We start from the raw sequence: 19,803 nt of genomic DNA, 5'->3' as shown, positions 1-19,803 counted from the left end.
GATGATGATATAACGCTAATGGCTATTGCGCCTTACAAAGAATAATACTATCAGTGCCGGCAAATACCAGGTTGGGATGCCGATTCACCAACAAAAACACTTCATTATTATGATCAATTACCCGGTAATCCGAAAGCACTTTCGGAAGTTCCAGGTCAATAAGCTGTTTGCTATCCAGATCTAATAACTTTTGCTTGTTTTTCCAATCGTCGGACTTAAATGCCGGCGTCAGTATGGCATACTTACCCGATGAAGAGAACGTGCATTCTTTACCTCCCTTTTTACTCTCTTTATACAATCTTCCCAGAGAAAATAATGTCTCTTTCACCATTCCTTTTTCATCCACCGCATTTAATTCCGAGAACTCCATTCCCGGCTTTAAATAACCGCCATCCCTGTCGCCGATCCCATACAGGAGTGAAACATTCTTTTTATTCAGCGCATGTAAGATTGTAAATGGTTTTTGCGGCTTATCGAAACTTTCGTTTTCCAGAGGAATCAGGTGTTTGTTGTTCCAGTATTTTAAATCCAGCCAAGTAGCAGTGCCTTTTTCTACATCCACCTGCAGGTTGGCGGCATATATAGGTAACATGCCCGCATCGGTAAAAAGTATAGGTATTATGTTAGTATCCGTGTTGCCGGCAGAATGGTAATTAGACAGGGGTCTATCGAAATTTGGATACTTTGTTTTAGGAAGATGATTAGTGATAGAAATCCTGGTAGGAATGTTTTTATTGCTTTCACCATATAGAATGACGACGTCATTTTTGGAAGAATAAAGCCCTACATAGTTTTGAAAATGGAAGAAAGCCGGAGTTTCGAAAACATCACAGGCTATTTCATCTACCTTTATTTCCACGATTTCGTTGCCTTTAAACCACTCTAAAAAGCAGGTATCGTCCTGTGAATAGTATCCCACAACAGTGCCTGTATTTAAGAGTACGAACCTGTGAAATTGTTTTTGTCCGGCATCCTGGATTTCAAATGTCTGAGTGGGCGCTAATTTCATTATGCTTTATTTGGCCCTTAAGGCTGGTTAGTACAGTGGTTGATCTAATATAAGCAAACCAGCAAATGGGGGCAAATTTTCTTCGTATGTGTTTCCAGGGCATTTCTTTATCAGGATGGTCGGAGGCTGATCACAGGAATGATCCTATCTTTTATCCTCACCCATACCAACTTCTCCTGCGAGATATAAAAGTATATATTCTCACAACTATTGTTAACTTTACACATCAACCTTATCCCTTATATCCATGGAAATGCTTGCTCTGACTTGTCCTCAATGTGGTAGCGCTAATGTTAAACTCTTACCTGAACGCAACGACCTGGCTCAATGCAATTACTGTAACTCTATTTTTATGCTTCCTCCTCCGGTTGTAGATGAAGCTAAACCGAAAATTACAGAAGTACAGGAAGAGGAGGAAGAAGTGGATATGACGGAAGTCGTTTTTCCCATTAAACCAACCCCTCCATCTGAGCCTGTAGCAGGACTTATACTATCTGGAGGCCTGACACTGGTGAGCGGAGTTTGCGGATTCAATGTGCTCCTTAATGGGAAATTAGCTCCGCAGCAAATCGCCACCTGGGGAACATTATTTATGATTGGCTGTTTTGCATTAGGAATGGTGTTTAAATCCATGAATGAAAGAGAAAAGGAATTCCGAAACAGTGAAGAGATGCGGACGTATAAAAAGGAACAAAGAGCTGCCTGGAAGAAATCCATGGCACAAATCAGATACCGCATGCGTCACAAAGAACAATCCGAAAGCGAGGCGGAATGATACTCAAACCAGGTTATAAACTGGCGTTCTGAAGAACTTAAAAGGCATCGCATAAGCGATGCCTTTTAAGTTCTTCAGATAGTATCTCCCGAACCAACTTCTCCTGCGAGATAAAAAGTATATAATCTCACAACGATTGTTAACTTTACACATCAACCTTATCCTTTATATCCATGGAAATGCTTGCTCTGACTTGTCCTCAATGTGGTAGCGCTAATGTTAAACTCTTACCTGAACGCAACGATCTGGCTCAATGCAATTACTGCAACTCTATTTTTATGCTTCCTCCTCCGATTGTAGATGAGGCAAAACCGAAAATTACAGCAATACAGGAAGAGGAGGAAGAAGTGGATATGACGGAAGTAGTTTATCCCATTAGACCAACCCCTCCACCTGATTCAGCAGCTGGAATTTTATTGTCTTTGGGCGTGGTATTGGTGGGTGCTCTCTGCGCTATATGTGAGGTATATGAATGGAAACCAGACCATCAGCGACTCGTCCTTTTCGGGATAATAATAGTGATTGGTATTTTTGCATTATTAATGGTGTTTAAATACGATAGTCAAAAATCTAAGGAATTCGAAGAAAGTGAAGAGATGCAGACGTATATAAAGGAGAGTAAAGCCGCCTATGAAAAATCCATGGCACAAATTAGATACCGCATGCGTCAAAACAAATGATCCAATATTGGGCCGGAATGATGTTCAAACCAGACTATATAAAAGCAATACAAGCAAAACGCACCGCTTACGCTGTGCTGTTTGCTTGTATCATGAACTAATTTCAGTAATAGTACAAACTCCAAATTCTTCTGCAATGTAGTTATGCTAATAGCGCACCTCTTCCACAATCCCTTCTGTTTGTGATATAATCCCCCCTTCTCCGCACTCACTCCTAAAATACCGCAAGAATCGGGTTGTTCAATTCCTCTCCTTCCCTCAGATTTACTGTCAAAAAACATATGGCAACAAAGCGCGTATTCATTCTCGGCACCACCGGTTACATTGGGGGCTCATTGGCGATTTATTTACAACAGAAAGGATTTGAGGTATATAGCAGGGTACGCAGGGAAGCAGATGTTCCCAGATTAAAGGCACTGGGTATTAATGCCACTGCAGGACCAATGATTGACGACCTTGCATTTACAGCAGAACTTCAGGCTGCCGATATCGTGATCAATGTGGCCAATTCTGATGACACTTTCCTGGCGGCGACCATTCTCGAGGCATTGGAAGGCAGCGGTAAAATGTATATCCACACTTCCGGCGGCGGCATACTCGGCGATAAAGCAGCCGGACAATTTGCTAACAGCAACGCCTACACGGATATTATTGAAAAACCAGTATTGGAAAGAGCCGCCCGCGTACTCCTTGACCGCGAAGTGATGAATTATGCAGAAAAAGGTATACATACAGTAGTAATATGTCCGACGATGGTATATGGAAAAGGGTTGGCATTAAAACAGGAAAGTGACCAGATTCCCACATTGATGAGAGACGCCAGACAACGCGGAAGTGCTATCATGATCGGGAAAGGTGTACATCTGACTTCAAATGTCCATGTAATGGATTTATTATCGCTCTATGAATTGGCGATAGATAAAGCCCCCGCTGGCTCATTCTACTATGCTGAAAATGGTCTTACTTCCTTTAAGGCGATCGCGGAACAAATCAATCGTTCATTGGGGTTGAAAGAGGAAGTAAAATCACTTTCCATAAGCGAGGCTATCGAAATATGGGGCCCTGCGATGGCACATTTCGGGCTAGGGTCAAATATTGTAGCCAGCGCAGCTAAAGCGCGACAAGAACTCGGCTGGCAGCCTGTATTCGATAATTTATTGGAAGAGATCTGATTAGCCATTCAACAAAAAGGCGCCGCTCCCGCGGCGCCTTTTTGTTACTACTTTAAAAATTCTTTGCACTTATAATTTTCTAATAATCTCCGGAAGCTCCTCCACCACCACCAGTACCTCCGCCAAAGTTAACATGATCGCTTTCAGCAGATTTATGGAAGGTCTGCGCAATGATCAAAGACTCCAGTTGTAAAGCGCCTGTTTGTTCTTCATCATCTTCTTCAGATGTAAATCCATGCCTCGGCGTTTTTAAATAACGGAGAAGGACATACGCAATGGCGATCATTCCCGCGCCCGCAAAAGTCATAGCCACTTCCAATGGCGCAATGCTATGATAATACCTAATGGTAAAGACCATCGCCGCAATAAGGAGAAGGCCGATACGCAGTAAAGTTCTGTCCTTTTTATAGACTCCCAGGAAGAGATAAATAAGCGGTATCAATACCGTACTAACCCAGAAGATGGATAGCGTCCTCCCTGTCAATTCCCTTACTACGAAATAATTACCAGCAGCATATAAGGTAAGTAATGCAAGCGATTGTAAGACCAGCGCATTACTGGCGTAGTATTTATATTTCAGTCTGACAGCAAGCAGATAGCTACCTAATGATACGATCATTATTACCCATGGATTAGGAATAAAACTGTATAATAACCACATTAATCCACCAAAAGCAGCAGCAGTGGCGATCATATCAGCGAAGCGCAGACTGATATAAACACTAATGATAGTTATGACAAGAGCCGATGTACGAATTTCATTCTCGTAGTGAGTGCCCAGTAAGACACCATAGAAGATGCAGATAGCACTGAAGTAAATGAGCGCATCATCAGCACCCGATTTATAATGATGTTTTCCTTTTATCAACAACTCAGCAGCCGCATAACTTATTATACCACAGAAAAACAACAATCCTCTGAAAGTTCCCTCCGATGCATTTCCGCTAAGTAACATCAGGCCAAACAGTCCCATAGAAAAGATGGCGATGATCATTGTTAAAACGAAAATCCCTACACGCATAAAGACATTCGGGGAGTATAACTCCACCGGATGTGCCTCGGTAATATTATTTCTTTCCTCTGCGCTAATGTACCCTTGTTTATATGCCTTTTCAGTAGCTGCGATAATCTCCTGATTATCCAACTGTGTTTTATTATACGCTAGCATGTTTAATAATTTTGTTGGCTTTCACCAGGAACACAATCAACCCTATGGCCGAAGCAATAAAATAGAGAATACCTAAATAAATAACGTCCAACTCATGGCTACTCACCAACAAACGAATCACCATGTAACTCAACCCTACATAGGCATAGAGCGATACGATGAGTAGAAAGTAGAAACTCTTATGTCTGAAGGCTTCTTTCAAAAACCACCAGCAGCCAATTGCCAGGAACAAAAACCAGAGCAGGTATCTGTTGTCTCCCTCTTTATCCAGACCACTACTAAACATCCCAGCCAGACATGCAATGAGGAATACATGCGTTCCAAAGTTGCGGTAGGTAAATCCGAAATGCGCTTTTTTATTCAGACGGTTACTCAGGAAGTCCGCAAGGATCAGTCCAACGCCAAGAAAAGCGCCTGTATGAATGAGATGTACGTCATCCAATGAGAAGCCATTGAGTAAAGCATAAGGCGACACGTTTACCCCCAGCCACGCGGCGAAGTTCGTAATAGCTAAGCTCAGCACACCGATATGGTCAAAGAAATAGGCACTGAATAAAAGCACCACCAATGGGATAAAAGTAGCTGTACCATAATGATATCCAAATACGGTATATGCCCCTTGCAGGTAGGTAATAAAGGTGACAAACAGCAGGCAACCCAACAATAAAACGTAATCAAAAAATGGCGTTGGTGCGGCTACTTTCTGCCAGGAGAAGGGGTTTCGGTGTTTAAAACAATAATAAAAACATCCTGCACACGCGGCAGCAATAATGGCCAGGATCACCTGGTGCCCAATCGTATCAATGTTCTTATAAATAAGTATCCCCAAGCCGCCACTTAATAACAATACGCCGAGGTAAAGAATGGTCTTCAATTCCCAATGGAGGCTAAACAATTTCGCTGCAGCGGCGCTACGGAGTTTCTCCGCGGATGCCGGGGATAGCTGTCCGTCGCCCTGCAGTTTTTCGAACATACGCATATTCATGGGCGGAAATTATAACAATATGTTCATGTTTCCATATATAATTAAAGATACAGGACGACTTTAAAAAACATCAAGAATCGTCATTTCCTGCTTGTTAAAGAGAAAGTGATCCCCTTTTTTCTTGTGAAGTAACAATCTTGCCAGCGGAGCGCCTGGGGACAGGAAAAAAATCTGTTGGCCATCCAGCAGCTGCTTTCCAAGTCCCGCTGCAATAAAGAAAGCATAATCGGCACATTTCACAAAGGCCCCCGTTTGAACGCCGGAATAAATAGTATTGACATTCACTTTCTGCAACTGTTCCAGTTCTTTCTTATTCTCGAGCTGCTGCCTGGTGAACATATCTTTTTGAAGGTGTCCCATGGCCCTTCCGGTTTCGTATTTATCTCCTACCGAACTTTTCTCTTCGCTGTTCGCAGCCTCCTGCGCATTATCGATAGCCAATTTCGTGGCAGCAATCCGTTCCTGGATAAGCGATTCACCTATGCGCTTCAAGTTAGCTTTGAACTCCATCATTTCCTGTCCGGTCATAATCAGGGATTTTCAAACAAGATCGCTAAATTTTAATAATTCAATACAAGGAGGCGGAGAAATACCGTTCAGGTCCTTAAGGTTTTAAGGGTAAAGTTGCCTATCTTGTTAGCAAATTATAGCTGTCATTATGATCCTCAAACCACGGGTAGAGAAATCTACAGGGAATGAATGGGAATTCATCCTTCCTGACGATTTTTATGGAGAAAAAACATTGGAACAGTATACTGCAGCCATTGGTATGTTGAATACGGATGACGTTTTCTCCGAAATAATTCTGAAGCAAATCATCAAAGAACATCCCTACTTCCTGGATGCTTATAATCATTTATCGGTCGCTTTCAGGAACCAGGAAAAAGAATTCGAAAGCTATCTGGTGGCCGAAAAGGTATATCGACTGGGAAAAGAATGCTTTCCTAAAGAATTTAAAATAAAAACAGCCCGACTTTCATGGCAGATTACCAATAACAGACCTTATCTGAGAGCTTGCCATTTGTATGGACTGGAACTGCAATTTAATGAGGAGTTTGATAAAGCTATTGAAGTCTACAATGAAATGCTGCAGTTAAATCCGCTGGATAATCAGGGGGCGAGGCATCTAAAACTGGAATGCCTCTTTGCATTAGAGGATTATAGTGCAGCAAGAGACCTTCTGGATAGCTATCCTGTTGAGCATACCATTTCATTTGCTTATGGAAAATTATTGCTGGCCATATTGGATGAAGATCATAAAAGTGCAGCGCAACTGCTGGTAGACGCAATTGCAGTGAATCCGTATTTACCTGCGGAAATTGTGAAGAAAAGACATACGCCACCAGCTGGATTTTTAGAGGAAGAAATGCCTGCCGGTTCGCTACACGAGGCATTTGAATATTGGACAGATTATATCGATATCTATACGCAACAACCGATCATCGACTTTTTCGAGTCCACAAAAAAGATTTGGGCTACGAAGAAAAAGTAAGTTTTTATATAAAGGATCATTTTATAAAAGCATCGTTATCATGGCGATGCTTTTATATTTTACGGGAGATGACAGCCATTCCGATTACTACTCCTATAGCCATGGTCAGGCCGGATAACGCTAAATAAATGCGGTGTATCCCAACACACTTTCTTCCAACTGCATACTACGTTCTGTGATTACTGTTTCCAAACGTACTTCCATATCAGCCGGTACAAAGTAACTGACCAGCCAGCGCACTACTTGCTCAAGACGCTCGCCTGGCATTAAGCGAATAACAGCTGCGGGAGCAATAGGCCCCACTTGTATTAACACTTCTTCATCTCCTTCGAGGAAGGCATTTCCTGCTACCAGATCCACGCCCAGCATACTTTCTCCGAGGATACTGCCAGTGGTGGCAGTCCTTACTTGTGCAGCAGTGATTTTCACCTGTACAGGCATTTGTAACATTAATACCAGTACCTGCTCCAACTTTTCCAGGTCGCCCTTTGCGTCGTGGAGCATAGGAATCAGGTGTAGGAAGATGTTGGCCTGTTGTTGATCCAGGAGTTCAAAAATCTCCCAACCTGGCCGGAATATTTCCACCAGATCGTTGTAAATATTCTTCTTATCGATTTTGTTTTCGTAGAGCTCAATGAGTATGCGGAATTGATTGATCTCCGCTTCCAGTGGGAGAAAGAATTTCCTTGCCTGCTTTTCCTGTTCTTTGTGGAGTTTTATCTGGTCGATCAGTTCTTCGGTGGTTCTGGTGGAAGAATAGGGCACTGCGGTATGAAAGATGCCTTCCGGTAACATATCATACATTCCTTCCCTGCTACTCTTAATACAAAGATAATCTTTGAAGCCACCATCGGGCGCGTACCAATCGACGCTCAGTACATCTTTGGCAAAATTGCGCCTGTTGCTGCCAGAGGGCCATATAAACAAACGATTAATATCAAATCCCGCTTCTACCAACTCCGCTGCCAGCACGGCCGCCTTGTAATCGGTATGAAAATTGTTGACATTAAATGATGGGGAGTCCTCCATAAATTAATTATTCTCTTAAATTTGTAGTCCTTAAATTAGCACAAAAATCAGGCAAAACCCTAAAATTTTTGACCCTTGCCTGTGAAAAATGTTTTTAGATTAACCGCCGTTTGACCATATCGTAAACTATGGATGTAAAGTCTGTCTTTGTAAGTTATATATTCTTTCCGCTCGTGGCCGCCATCATGGGGGCTATCATGTTCGTCTTAAATAAGAAGAACCGTCTGATGAGCAGTCGTAAGCTCATTGTCACGCTATTGCTCACCAGTATTGTATTGGCTATCCCTGGGTTATTCAGTTTACTGGGACTGTATTTCATGCCATGGGGTTACCTCTTGTCGCAGTTGAGTTACCTGTTGTTTGGCATCCTGGCAGTTTTCCTGCTGGCACGCCACAACCCTGCCGCCCTGGAAACAAAAAAGGGAATGACGGTACTGATGGGAGTCATCTGCATGTTGCTGGGATGCTATCTCTATAAACTGATTTTCAATCGCCTGAATGACCTGGATTATGGCTGGCTGGCCGCCACCTCTGTTTGGGTATTTATGGTCCCCTTGCTCTTCTGGTGGACGTATATGGCAATGATTAGCATTCCTTCTGAGATTTATACAGTATGGTACTATCCTCATGGCACACAGCCACTGGATATGTTTGATGTGGATATCGATAAGTTAAAAGTATTGGAGGTAGAAGTATTTAAAGCGGTCAACGATCCCTCTCCGCTGAAAGTAAAGGTAAAAGCGCCGCCAGACATGAACTTCGGCGTATGGTTCAAGAAATTCATAGACGACTATAATATTAAGTTCCCACGTAATGGCATTCACTATGCAACAGGAGAAGAGCCCTATGGCTGGATCTTCTATCTGAAGCCCAGTTTCTTCTCCCGCAAGCAGTTCATTGACCCCGCAGAAAGCATTGCACAGAACCAGGTAACGGAAAAGCACACCATTTTTGCGCGAAGAGTTACCCGACTGCAACAGGAAGCCGGCGGTGAAGACAGGGTTGTCATTTTGTGATCATTTAAAAGATTCTTATGTTATTTCCTCGCAAACACGCTGCTGTTAACTGGATAGATGGGATGAAGATCTCCCGTCGTCACTTTATGGAAACGGAAGATCACTTCACAGATGCGATCCGTGATACCGCCTCCCTGTTCCTCCATAGCTATGATTTCGGGCTGCTGCCGCCTTATCGCGGTCAGCGTCTCAGCTGCGATTTCGAAATAAATGAACGTGCTACGCGACAAGTAGAAATACGTTTGCGGCAGTGCAATGCCATTACTGCTGGCGGTATACGCATTCATATCCTGCCGGAAGCATATGCCGAACAACTGGTGCGCTCCTACTCTTTTGCAGAAGAAGAGGCCCAGGAGGAAAATCAGGTGAACTATTATAATGTAGTACTCAGTGTAAATCCATATGAACGTGTTCCTGCAGGCACGCCTGATCCGGGAGAAACGCCGCCACGGCATCCACATGTACTGAATGGAGTGGAATTAGCCATACTGCCAGCAGAACAGGTGACAGCACCGGATATGAGCCTGCATCACCTTGTGATCGGCCAGCTTGTTCGTAAGAACGGACGCGTGTCTGCCAATGATCAATATATTCCCCCCAGTACTGCTGTTGTTAGTCATCCGGCATTAATCAGATATTATGAACAACTTAGTATGTTGTTAAATGATATCCAGATGAGTAGTTTTCGTATTATCGAAAAGGTTACTGCTCGCGATCAGCGCACGGATCTCGCCAACAATATAAAAGCGCTCTGCGAGCGTATGCTGGACTATATAGCGCAGGTATTTTTCACCTACCGGAATATGGTACATCAGCAATCGCCCGTAGTAATGGTGGGCGTCTTCTCTAACCTTGCACATATCTTTTATACCGGCTTGAATTACCCAGGTTCCCGTGAGAAAGAAGAGATGCTCAAATATTTTTATGAGTGGAGAGACGTGACACCGGGGAATTTCGAGGACCTGCTTGCAAAAACAGTAGATATCGTGTATGATCATTACAATATCCGGCATTCTATGCAGCAAGTGCAGGATTGCATGCAGGTATTGTCTGCCTTGTGGAATAAGCTCAGTAGTCTGGAGTTTATTGGCCAGCGCAGGGAGAATATCGTAGTGGCAGAACAGCGCACCATCGAACAAACGAAGGCGCGCAATACCTGGAGTTTACTGGATTAAGTATTTAGGCAAGTAATACCCTGTAGGTCACCAGTAATCCACTGCGTGACTCCAGTTTACGCAGCAATGATTGTTGCGTAAACTCCCATTCTTCTTTTTCAAAAGGCTGCGCAGGTGTGAGAAGTATGTCGGTCGTTTTCTTCAATCCTTCTTTTGGATGTGGCGACACCATTACTCCCCGTTGAATTTTCACATCTGCTATACGTCCGCCCAGTTCATGGCGGCAAAAGTTTCGTATATCATCTTCCGTTACGATACGGTCGCGGGTCATTAGTCCATATTTATAGGCCTGTAAGAGGTTCCCTCTGTCGGCTGCTTGTCGCCCGCCAACGGGCTTTGTCAGCAATACTAAAGAGTCTGCGCGGGTACCTGATCCTTCAAACTGGGTGAGCAGCATCCCACTGCGCAGTTGATGGGCAACATCATGTTGCGTAGTCCAGTAGGAAAGATGCATCGTCTCTGTTGGAGAAGATGGTTTTACGATCACGTAACGGGTGGATTCCGTCAGGGCATGGAGCGATTTACGTGCCTTTTGTTCCACCAATGCCAGGTTTTGCTGAAGGTTTTTCAGGATATCGTTGAGGAAATCATAGCCATAGGCCGAAAACGCTGCGCTTTCATCACGTAGCAACTCAAACAAATAGTTAATGATTTCACGGGCATTCCTGCTGTCGAACCTTTCCGCACCACCCAATCGAACAGAATAAGCATCCTGTTCATTTTCCTCGTTACTGTTATAAGATACCGGGAAATAGGGTTTCCCATGGCTATCGCTGAGTTGATGTACGCTCAGAAAGAACTCCTGGACACCTGGTTTCACCGGAATGATATTCCCAATACCTTTAAACCGATGGGTAATTTGATGTAATCGCCGGTTCATCATTGGAATCGCATTCGTGTATACGTCCACGTTATCTAGCTGAATGGCAGGCGGGAATTTGATCTCCAGCCATAGGAGCTGTTCCTGCATATTGCTGAGGGTACGTTCATCAAAGGAGGAACGGAATACTTCAGGACAGGCCTTCGTTTCGAATGCATGAGGCCGGATAGAAAAATGCAGGAAGTGAGGATCATAATAATGTATAACATCCCTGGTGATCACTGGCATCACATCAAAAGCCAATGTTTGTTGCAGGATATTTTCTTTATCTGTAGCGGAAGGGCGGGCAGGAAAACCTTGCTGCAATTGAATCTCATGACCATTCACTTTCCCGGTGCACAATGCGAGCAACTGGTACCATTCGTTATCGAATCCAAAGTGGGGCCAGTTGAAATAAAGCGGAAAGTTATCTAGTTCGGATAATTGATTATTGATACGAAGTCCTAACCAGAGTGTTTGCAAAGGCAGATGTTTACCTGCGCCAATGAGAATTTTCCCTCGGTGAGGATCATTCATATAAAGATGAGATCCTGTTGCCATGTAAGCGATGCGGGCATCGTAGATATGCACTGGCATTGCGGGAGAGAAGAATACTTCTTGTGCGCCGCTTTCTTTTTTTGGACTGTAAACGAAGTGGCGGTCTTCCCGCAGGAGTTCGCTTTCTTCAATAGGAAAAGCCTGCATTAATGCATGGGCAGGCAATGCCGCTGTCAGCAGATCTGGTGTCAGTAAGGCTGCCAGTTTATTAAGGAGCCGGCCTTCTGTATTTTTCAAATCGTTGCCGAGGTTATATAGTTCGCCGGAGAGGGCTTCTATCAGCAAACGCACGAGCGGGTCGAGATCCGCTGTGGAACGTATGCCCCAGAAATCAGCCGCAGTCTGCATCAGGCGTGCGCGTATATTATCTTTGGAGTTATAGTGTAATGGATACTGCATCATAATATTTTGCGGTTATTCAGAAGATAATGGACTGAGAAACAATGCAGTATTAAAAACATAGTTCTCTCCTGTTGTAGCAAGTTTTCCACTCACAATAATGTCTACACGTTTTTTTATTTCAGTAATCCTTCGCAGGGGAAATACTTTCTCAACGTCAGTGATCCTAATTTCGCAGTCGACACCATACAACCTTTGCTCCTGGCTGGTTATAGCTTGAGACAACGACTGGCACATGCGATCTTCCCACATGGATTGATTAACGATTAACTGGAAGTCCAGCTCCCATACTTCGCAGCCGAAGTTAGGATCGAACCGATGTTCACCGAATCGGGTGAAGATGATTAATTCAATATGTTGCGCGATGGAAGCCCCGTTATCACAGGTTTCCAGCGGATTATTGGAAAAAACGCGAGAGAAGTCGAAAGGTTTTTTATAATAAGAAATGGCCATTGGTTAACATATTAACTTATCATAAAACTAAAAAAAAATGAATAAAAAACATTTTTTCATATGCGATTTGTGAGTATATTCGACCAGTGATTATGTGATATATGAATATTAGATGATACGTTTTTAGCCCGACAAAACGCATAATCACAGCAACATTTAACCCTGTTGCGTAGGTGTAACCATACAACGCATAAACCATATTATTGAACCGATCCTTAAAGTGGAGCCATAATACATGAAGCCGATCAATTTACACGAATTGAATAGAGCCTATTTTAAATTTATCATTCATTTCGTTATTCTGATTTTGTTTGTTTTAGTCGGTGTTGCATGCTTTTTCTTTACCAGCAGGCATGAGCTGCAATTGCTGGGAGAGCAGTCGCGTTCTTACGATCAACTGGCCTACTACCGGGAGGAAGTAACTAGTCGTTTTGATAACGTATTGCTCAAGTTCAGGTCCCTGACTCAATATGTAAATGCTGATGCGCAGGAGCTCAGTAACCAGGCATTGCTGATAAACGGCGTGCAGTCGGATAATAACCGTGTCCGGGGTTTGCTGGATGAGCGTAAGCAACTGGAAGTGGTCCCGAGCTATGAATTGTATGGTAAGATGACGAAGAACGTCATGGTATTAGCCAGCTTGAAAGATTCCCTGTCACAAACCCGCTTTCAGATGGAAAGCCTGCGTGAACAACTGGAAGCTTGCGGTAACTCCACGAAAAAGGCAATGAAAAAGTTAAACGGATATTAGACGTTATATCATATGGCGCATCTTAGCATTAAAGAGCGGCAAGAGCAGTTTATATTCCTGCTGGTGCTTAGTCTCTTCACCATTGTACTCCTCGCATGGCTGTTGTTTTCCGGCAGTGATGTTGGCAACAGTGCCATGAAAGATAAGCTGGCGCAGAAAATCACGTCGGAGAAGCAATTCGAGTCTGTAGCTGCAGAAATGCGTCCGGCAGTGGATTCTACCTATAAGAAGATTATGGATTTTGATCCTTCTGTGCAAGCCCTCTTTCTGGAATCGGATATTCTGAATGCCATTGGCAGTATCAAAGCAGCCTATCAGCGCAAGTCTTATGACGTCCGCTACAAGGCATTTCTTCAGGAAGCACAATTGCTTGAAGTAATGTTTTACGATAAAAAGGAGCTGCGAGGTAACTACCATAACATAGAGAAACTCAACAGCGACCTGGACCGCTGCAAACTCTCCAAACGAGGCATACAGGAGGCGATTATCAACCAAAGCAGGAACTAGTGGAAAGTACAACTAAAAATAAATCATTAAAAACAGGCAATAGCAGCCGAATCTATATATACATTCTTGTAGCGGTACTTGTACTGGCAGTGGTATTTTTCCTAATAAAGATCCTCTTCAGTCATCGTGAAATAAATGCACACTTACTGAAAGATGAGATTTTCCTGAACGAGAACCTGGTATATACTGATAATACTCCGGGTGCAAAGCAGTGGCAGTGGGAGTTTGGCGACGGTAGTAAAACAAAAGAGCAAAGCGGATTTTACAAATTCCGTACTGCCGGAACCTACCTCGTACGCCTCACCGTAGATGGTAAAATGCAGCAGCAATTTGCCGTGGTAGTGAAAGACACGGTACCGGTAGTCGTAATAGATAGTATTCATATTACCGGACCAACGGCAGGAACTGTTGGAGAGCAGTTACGTCTCGAAGCAGAAGGCGATGCCAATATCTTCGAATGGAGTTTCGGAGAAACAGGCCGCGTAGATGCCAAAGGGCGTACGGCCTTTTATACGTATCGTAGTCCGGGCAGGTACAATGTGATGCTCAAAACGGATAAAAGTGCTGCCCCGGTATTTTATTCCCTGAACATCACCGCCTTTGATGACCTCGACATGATAGACCCCGGCGCCGGCGGAGAAGCCATGAAGAATGACTTCAAGCTTCACCTGCAGGCTATTGCCAGCGGAAAGAATTTCAATTCGCATTATTATTATCTGGTGAAGAAATATCTATGCAATGGTGAAAAGACTTCCGCACAGGCATCAGATGAAACAGGGAGCAAGAAAACAGACTTCTACTCCTATTGCATTGGACTTACATTCAGTAAGAATATTGTGATAGATGAAGTAGGTTTAACTATGTCTCCAAAGAAATGTGTAAGTATGGTAAATGTGCAACAACATAGAACAGAAAAGTAATTTCTAATCCATATCTTGTTTAGCAGATGAGAGTCATCGTATTGTTAATCGCCACATTGTTTTGTTTCCATGCGGAAGCCCAGTTTTACTCGGGTAAACGTATTGAGAAAATGCCTGTCAACTTCAGGTACCCGACACCGCAAACAAAAGATCCTTCCGGTAAAACCGATGCCAGCGCCTGGATTGTATTCTCCGATAGCGAAGGGAATTACACCACTACTACCCCAGGCGGAACCCTGGTTTTCAAGAAGCTTAATTTCATGCAGCCTTTTTTTGTCAGTGACGAAAGAGGTGGCTACCTGCGCCTGGTAAAATATGATCCTTCCATCCTGAAGAAAGGGTCACGTATTGGGGATAAACGAAAAGCTGTCAGTTATGGCTGGATTCCACGCAGTAAGGTGCTGATGTGGCAAAAAGCCCTGGTAGATGAGCGCACCCGCTTCCCTTACAAGGCGGTAGGCATTATCAGTGGCGCAGGCCCCATCGTGCAGCCCAAATACTACTTCGTTCATGATTCCATCATTGTTTATAACTCTCCGGAACTACAAACGCCCGCAACGGAAAAGCTGAAACTGAATGATCTGATCTATATCTATAAGTTTTCAGAAGATGGCAAGAAAGCATTAGTGGGCCATGCAAGCCAACTTACTGCGGATAGCGCCGCAGCGCTTACCTCCGGATGGGTGTCCGCTGATGTGGTGCACCTTTGGGGAAGCCGGCTCTATGTAGGCAGCGGCAAAACCAAATCCTTTGATGATGATTCTCTCGCCGCAAAATATTTCAGAGAACACCTGAAACCTGCTTCTCCAGACGGAGGCAACTTTGAATATGATCCGCTACTGGAGCCGGGAAATCCCGTATTCCGTACAGCGCCGGTAGTACAACAGCGCGGCCTTGGTTTAAACATGCCCTATAAATCAGCCGTAGCAGGAAATGTATTTGATAAATCATCCAATACAGTGATTAACATCAAAGGTACCCGCATCGACTATAACAACTACCTGCATTTACGCAGATTTGGCAATCATGTCAACGTAATTTTTGTAGTCGATGGCGGTAGCGCGATGCGCGATTATCTTCCTGGTATCACCAATACTATTCAGAATTTTGAAGATGTATTTGGTAAGAAAGGATATGCCAGTTACAATTACCGTTTTGGCGCAGTAGTATATCGTGCCAATGAAGGCTGTGTACAGGCCAAAGGGATGAACGTATTTGAACCCACGGATAATTTCAGCCGACTGGTAGACTTCATCAACAAACAGGCCGGCATGACCCAGCGTTGTAATGGATTAGTGAATGATCAACCTTATTATGAAGGCCTCCAGGAAGCGGTCAAAATACTGAAACACTACCCTATGCAGACCAATATAATTATCGTAGCAGGTAGCACAGGGAACAATATGAAAAATACAAGCGGACCGACGGAAGATCAACTGGTACGTGGACTCGCAGAGGTAGATGCCAGAATGCTGGTATTCCAGGTTTATAACAAGTTTGATCCGTCGTTCAATAATTTCGTTTTACAATCAAGACAACTGCTGGAAAGAGCGGCCCAGTTACAGGCAGATCAGAAAAAACTCCGTATGGTAAAAGGCGAAGGCCTCGCTGTAACACAACAGTTCAACACTGCCTACACCGATTCCGTTTCCTACTACCTGAACTATCCGGATGGGAGCCTGATTCCTGGGGCGATTGTATTCCCGGGACGTGGCGCAGTAAAAACAAACCGTGAAATGATGATGGCCCTGAATCGCTTCCTCGGTGAAGTATACACCGATAATAAACAGATCATCAAATCGCTGGACAGCGTATTTATGATCTCAGGACGATTAAGGGAAAAGATTACGTTACCAGTTATGTCTTCCATCAATACAGGCAAAGTGGTATTACCCAATAATCTGGGAGAACAGCTCCCGCATAATGCCTTCAAATATTATTTCGATATGGAGACGAAAGATCCACTGGTGGACAAAAATTCTCCCATGGAATACCAGATACTGTTGAGTCAGGACGAGGTATTGCAATTATCGGATCTCTTGTCGCGCCTCGCAGGGGATAACCTTCAGCAGGACAGGAAAGATTACCGTAAGAAACTGGTGAGAGAATATGTAACGTATGGTCAAAGCCAGTGGAAAGATCTGTATAATAAGTCTGCCATCAGAAATATGAAACTACCGGCATACCTGGAAAAGGTAACTGGTTTACCACAAGACCTGGAGCCATTTAGTCGTTATTCTGTGAACGACCTGAAACGAGGCATGCATGAACAGGACTTCGAAAAATTCATTACTTATTTACGTAAGTGTAATGAAGTAGTGAAGAAACAGCTACAAACAGCTGATTACTTTACCTCCAACGGCAAACCTTATTTCTACATCTCACAAAGCGACTGGAAGTTATGAACATCCTCAATCTCAGCGAATCCGTGAAGCATGCAGTTCATGTAGCCGAATCTCTTGCGAAGGAGCGGCATCATGCCAGTTATGGTCCGCCGCATCTGCTGGCAGGACTAATGCATAAGGAAACAGGTTTGCGGCCCATGCTGACTGCACTGGATAAAGATCCGGGGTACTTACAGGAGTGGGCTGAAATACGCATGGACGAATTCCCCAATGCCAAACAGCTGCATCCTGATGTAAAGGGGACACCGGAAGTAGCATTGGTATTCGAAGAGGCAGATGATGTAAGGTTGAAAATGGGACTGGATCTTATTACCCCTGTATGTGTACTTACTGCTCTTTCCAAACCCAATATAGGTTTTCCAGCAGAGCAGATGAAATCCTTTCCGGTGAAAGAAAGGGATTTACTGGAGGTATATCTCAACGATACAGTTATTCAGCCTTCTGTTCAGGAAGAAGGGATTCCCGGAGAACAGAAAAGCGGCGCATTGGCTAAGTATTGCATTGACCGTACCGCTCCCGCCAATCAAGGGAAAATTGATCCCATTATAGGTCGTGATATGGAATTACGTATGGTCATGGAGGTACTTTGCCGTCGGTCGAAACCGAACGTAATTATTACGGGAGATGCGGGTGTGGGAAAAACGGCACTAATTGATGGGCTCGCGCAACAGATTGTGAAAGGGGAAGTGCCAGGTGCATTAAAAGATGCCAGGATATTGGAATTGGATACTGGCGCATTAATAGCAGGCGCGTCTTACAAAGGCGAAATTGAAGATCGTTTAAAAAAGATCATTGGAGCGCTCAAACAATCAGGCAAGGTAATTCTGTTTATTGATGAAATCCATGCCCTGCTGGACCTGAAGGGATCGATTGGATCGGGCGCAGGTAATTTACTGAAGCCAGAGTTGGCGCGTGGGGAGATTACCGTTATAGGTGCAACTACTATTGAAGAATATAGGAAGATAATAGAACCGGAAAAGGCTTTTAGTCGCCGCTTCGAAGTAGTACAGGTGGCAGAACCGGATATAGACACTGCGGTTAAAATGCTGCAATGTCAACTGGAACGATATGAAGCGCATCACGAACTGAAGGTGCAACCAGGAACGGTGGAAGAATGTGTGCGACTGGCTAAACGTTATATGAAAGACCGGCGCCTCCCGGATGCGGCATTTGATTTGTTGGACAGAACAATGGCTGCTATCCGGATGATGAACGATACCTCCGTCAGGGAGTTACAGGAATTAGAGGAAGAGTTAAATATTTCATCTACGGATACGCTCATTAGCCTGCGACGCAAACTCAGTCCGGTGCTATTGGGCCGCCTTGATGCGGAGCCTCCGGAAGATGAAGAAAGTCTGTATTCCTATCTAAAATCGACACTTGATAAGTTAAGAGAACTTGCGAAGGAAAAAATTACAGAAACTGGCAAGCAGGATGTGGCTGCAGTCATTGCTTTCAAAACTGGCATTCCTATTGGGAAAATACAGACCCAGGAACGAGAGAAGCTCATGAATATGGAAGCGCAGTTAAAACAACGGGTAGTAGGTCAGGATCATGCACTGAAGGCCCTTTCAGCAGCAATATTGGAATCTCGTAGCGGCTTGGGAAAAAAGGGACAGCCGATAGGGTCCTTCTTTTTGCTGGGACCTACAGGAACCGGTAAAACGGAACTAGCCAAATCTATTGCGGAATTTCTCTTCAATGATGAAAAGGCGATGATCCGTTTTGATATGAGTGAATTTAAGGAAGAACATAGTGCAGCATTATTGTATGGCGCACCTCCGGGATATGTTGGTTATGAAGAAGGCGGATTATTAGTGAATAAAATTCGGCAGCAGCCATATACCGTATTGTTGTTTGATGAAATTGAGAAGGCCCACCCTTCTGTATTTGACATCTTTCTTCAAATAATGGATGAGGGACTGATACATGACCGATTGGGAAAGGAGGGCGACTTCTCCAATGCATTGATATTATTTACGTCCAATATTGGGAGTGAATGGATCTCAGCGCAGTTCAATAATGCTAAAATGCCGCAGCCTAATCAATTAATGGAATTGATGACGCAACATTTCAGGCCGGAATTTTTAGCGCGGTTATCTGAGATTGTACCTTTCAGTCCTATTACTGAAGAAAATGTGATCAAGATTTTTGATATACAACTGAAGAGTTTACTGGAAGCATTACACAAGCAGCATATAACATTGGAGATATCAGATGATGCCAGGAAAACGCTTGCGCTCAGTGGGTTTACGCCAAGATATGGAGCAAGACAAATAACGGGTGTTATCAGAAATCAGTTAAGAAGGCCCATATCCAGACAAATCATTTCAGGAGAAGTATCTTCTGGTAAAAAGATCACACTATTATTAAAGGATGGAACGGAAGAGTTGGTTTGGAAAATCACCGAGGCTTAAAAAATTAATAGTTAGGTGTGCCGAGTTCATCGG

General features: G+C 43.8%; 18 protein-coding genes. 11 read left to right on the top strand and 7 right to left on the bottom strand.

All coding sequences use genetic code 11. From position 1 onward, the window contains the following. Nucleotides 1-22: 22 nt before the first annotated feature. On the bottom strand, nt 23-1,009 hold the full coding sequence (locus CLV59_RS04310; RefSeq protein WP_111590759.1) for a hypothetical protein: 987 nt from the start codon (nt 1,007-1,009) through the stop codon (nt 23-25). A gap of 247 nt (nt 1,010-1,256) precedes the next feature. Between CLV59_RS04310 and CLV59_RS04305 the strand changes: the two genes are divergently transcribed. From CLV59_RS04305 to CLV59_RS04295, 3 genes are all read left to right on the top strand, one after another. Next, nucleotides 1,257-1,784 carry a hypothetical protein gene (locus tag CLV59_RS04305; protein ID WP_146616123.1) on the top strand — a complete coding sequence of 176 codons (528 nt, stop codon included), beginning with the start codon at nt 1,257-1,259 and terminating at the stop codon, nt 1,782-1,784. Between the two features lie 173 nt (nt 1,785-1,957). Then, nucleotides 1,958-2,464: a hypothetical protein gene (locus CLV59_RS04300; protein ID WP_111590757.1), complete on the top strand. Its 507-nt coding sequence runs from the start codon at nt 1,958-1,960 to the stop codon at nt 2,462-2,464. A gap of 281 nt (nt 2,465-2,745) precedes the next feature. Continuing rightward, nucleotides 2,746-3,636, top strand: a complete 891-nt coding sequence (locus tag CLV59_RS04295) for an NAD-dependent epimerase/dehydratase family protein (RefSeq protein WP_111590756.1) — start codon at nt 2,746-2,748, stop codon at nt 3,634-3,636. Nucleotides 3,637-3,715: 79 nt separating this feature from the next. Here the strand turns inward: CLV59_RS04295 and CLV59_RS04290 are convergent, their stop codons facing one another. From CLV59_RS04290 to CLV59_RS04280, 3 genes are read right to left on the bottom strand one after another with little or no spacing between them, the layout of a single operon-like run. Continuing rightward, nucleotides 3,716-4,804, bottom strand: a complete 1,089-nt coding sequence (locus tag CLV59_RS04290; RefSeq protein WP_111590755.1) for a hypothetical protein — start codon at nt 4,802-4,804, stop codon at nt 3,716-3,718. Continuing rightward, entirely contained in the window at nt 4,791-5,789 is a 999-nt protein-coding gene (locus CLV59_RS04285) for a DUF2157 domain-containing protein (protein WP_111590754.1), read from the bottom strand. The genes CLV59_RS04290 and CLV59_RS04285 overlap by 14 nt, the downstream gene beginning before the upstream one ends. A 60-nt stretch (nt 5,790-5,849) precedes the next feature. Next, a complete protein-coding gene (locus CLV59_RS04280) occupies nt 5,850-6,317 on the bottom strand; it encodes a hypothetical protein (RefSeq protein WP_111590753.1) in 468 nt (155 codons plus the stop codon). Between the two features lie 130 nt (nt 6,318-6,447). Here CLV59_RS04280 and CLV59_RS04275 point away from each other — a divergent pair, with 130 nt between their 5' ends. Beyond that, on the top strand, nt 6,448-7,281 hold the full coding sequence (locus tag CLV59_RS04275; protein WP_111590752.1) for a tetratricopeptide repeat protein: 834 nt from the start codon (nt 6,448-6,450) through the stop codon (nt 7,279-7,281). 120 nt (nt 7,282-7,401) lie between these two features. Here the strand turns inward: CLV59_RS04275 and CLV59_RS04270 are convergent, their stop codons facing one another. Further along, entirely contained in the window at nt 7,402-8,310 is a 909-nt protein-coding gene (locus tag CLV59_RS04270) for a type VI secretion system baseplate subunit TssG (RefSeq protein ID WP_111590751.1), read from the bottom strand. Nucleotides 8,311-8,438: 128 nt separating this feature from the next. Here CLV59_RS04270 and CLV59_RS04265 point away from each other — a divergent pair, with 128 nt between their 5' ends. Together CLV59_RS04265 and CLV59_RS04260 are read left to right on the top strand one after the other, a co-directional pair. After that, on the top strand, nt 8,439-9,326 hold the full coding sequence (locus CLV59_RS04265) for a TssN family type VI secretion system protein (protein ID WP_111590750.1): 888 nt from the start codon (nt 8,439-8,441) through the stop codon (nt 9,324-9,326). A gap of 17 nt (nt 9,327-9,343) precedes the next feature. Then, entirely contained in the window at nt 9,344-10,501 is a 1,158-nt protein-coding gene (locus tag CLV59_RS04260) for a hypothetical protein (protein ID WP_111590749.1), read from the top strand. 4 nt (nt 10,502-10,505) lie between these two features. On the opposite strand, the gene CLV59_RS04255 is transcribed toward CLV59_RS04260, so the two are convergent. Both CLV59_RS04255 and CLV59_RS04250 read right to left on the bottom strand, forming a co-directional pair. Beyond that, nucleotides 10,506-12,320, bottom strand: a complete 1,815-nt coding sequence (locus CLV59_RS04255) for a type VI secretion system baseplate subunit TssF (RefSeq protein WP_146616122.1) — start codon at nt 12,318-12,320, stop codon at nt 10,506-10,508. A 12-nt stretch (nt 12,321-12,332) separates the two neighbouring features. After that, nucleotides 12,333-12,770, bottom strand: coding sequence for a GPW/gp25 family protein (locus CLV59_RS04250; protein ID WP_111590747.1), 438 nt, complete (start codon nt 12,768-12,770; stop codon nt 12,333-12,335). A gap of 235 nt (nt 12,771-13,005) precedes the next feature. Between CLV59_RS04250 and tssO (CLV59_RS04245) the strand changes: the two genes are divergently transcribed. From tssO (CLV59_RS04245) to CLV59_RS04225, 5 genes are read left to right on the top strand one after another with little or no spacing between them, the layout of a single operon-like run. Continuing rightward, nucleotides 13,006-13,521 (top strand): type VI secretion system TssO, encoded by a 516-nt coding sequence (gene tssO / locus CLV59_RS04245; RefSeq protein WP_111590746.1) that lies wholly within the window; start codon nt 13,006-13,008, stop codon nt 13,519-13,521. 12 nt (nt 13,522-13,533) lie between these two features. Beyond that, nucleotides 13,534-14,028, top strand: a complete 495-nt coding sequence (gene tssO, locus CLV59_RS04240; RefSeq protein WP_170137641.1) for a type VI secretion system TssO — start codon at nt 13,534-13,536, stop codon at nt 14,026-14,028. Then, on the top strand, nt 14,028-14,948 hold the full coding sequence (locus tag CLV59_RS04235; protein WP_111590745.1) for a PKD domain-containing protein: 921 nt from the start codon (nt 14,028-14,030) through the stop codon (nt 14,946-14,948). The genes tssO (CLV59_RS04240) and CLV59_RS04235 overlap by 1 nt, the downstream gene beginning before the upstream one ends. Nucleotides 14,949-14,974: 26 nt before the next feature. After that, nucleotides 14,975-17,353 carry a type VI secretion system protein TssR domain-containing protein gene (gene tssR / locus CLV59_RS04230; RefSeq protein WP_111590744.1) on the top strand — a complete coding sequence of 793 codons (2,379 nt, stop codon included), beginning with the start codon at nt 14,975-14,977 and terminating at the stop codon, nt 17,351-17,353. Continuing rightward, the gene (locus CLV59_RS04225) at nt 17,350-19,770 is read left to right on the top strand and encodes an ATP-dependent Clp protease ATP-binding subunit (protein WP_111590743.1); all 2,421 of its coding nucleotides are present in this window, start codon (nt 17,350-17,352) and stop codon (nt 19,768-19,770) included. Before tssR ends, CLV59_RS04225 begins: the two co-directional genes overlap by 4 nt. Nucleotides 19,771-19,803 lie beyond the last annotated feature (33 nt).

The organism is Chitinophaga dinghuensis, from assembly GCF_003259435.1.
GTDB classification, from domain to species: domain Bacteria; phylum Bacteroidota; class Bacteroidia; order Chitinophagales; family Chitinophagaceae; genus Chitinophaga; species Chitinophaga dinghuensis.
The sequence above is the reverse complement of the archived record's forward strand: the minus strand, read 5'-3'. Positions and strand labels throughout refer to the sequence as shown.